The sequence below is a fragment of the Myxococcus sp. AB036A genome (assembly GCF_006547355.1).
Taxonomy (GTDB): domain Bacteria; phylum Myxococcota; class Myxococcia; order Myxococcales; family Myxococcaceae; genus Myxococcus; species Myxococcus virescens.
Genome location: NZ_VHLC01000230.1, coordinates 1 through 664 on the forward strand (window position 1 = coordinate 1; position 664 = coordinate 664).

At 68.1% G+C, this 664-nt stretch carries 1 protein-coding gene and 1 pseudogene; both read right to left on the reverse strand.

Annotated features, from left to right (window positions below; genetic code table 11):
• Window positions 1–227: pseudogene (locus tag FL344_RS39650) on the reverse strand (hypothetical protein); the annotation flags it as partial.
• A gap of 204 nt (window positions 228–431) precedes the next feature.
• A partial coding sequence (locus FL344_RS39655) for a hypothetical protein (protein ID WP_228565671.1) occupies window positions 432–664 on the reverse strand: 233 nt, incomplete at its 5' end.

Sequence of the window (664 nt, forward strand, 5' to 3'; positions counted from 1 at the left end):
CCCATCAACCACACCGCCCGTCCCAACCCGCGCCGCACATCCTCCGCCAGCCCCATCAGCCGCTTCAGCACCGCGACGCGGCCCACCAGCGGCGGGTGGCACAACCCTGGCGCCCATCGGCGGACCGGCGCGTCCCGGGGTACCCCCGCCGCGCTCCGCGGACACGCCAGTACGCCTCCCAGGAAACGCGCCCCACACGCAACGCACGAGCCCGAAGCCGGGTTCATGGTCACCTCCCTGAAGGATGACGCTGTGTGAGTCGAGCGCCGGTCCTTCGCGTCGCCGGTACGACCGGGGGTGTTGTAGCGCCGGCCTGTACCTCGCGCCTCCGGCCGCCAGGGGTGTGGGACTGTTCGCTCCCCACCGCACACCCCCGACTCGCGTCGCAGTGCATTCCGGCGCCTGCCCGGGCCCGCAGTGCAGCGAAAGCCTCACGCCCAGCGCGTTTCCAGTGCCCGCATCGCACAATGACAAACAATTCCAATCACGCCGAATGAAACAGAAACAAGGTACGCCCCGGCTGGCGCCTGGAGAGCAAGCAGGCGCGAAATCGCGTGTTGAATACGAAATACTTTTGACGGATGCTCGTTGAGCGCTCGACACGGCAGCGACCCGCCGTGACCTTGGAGAAGCCCACCTAGCAAAGCCAAGCACCCTCCCCGCC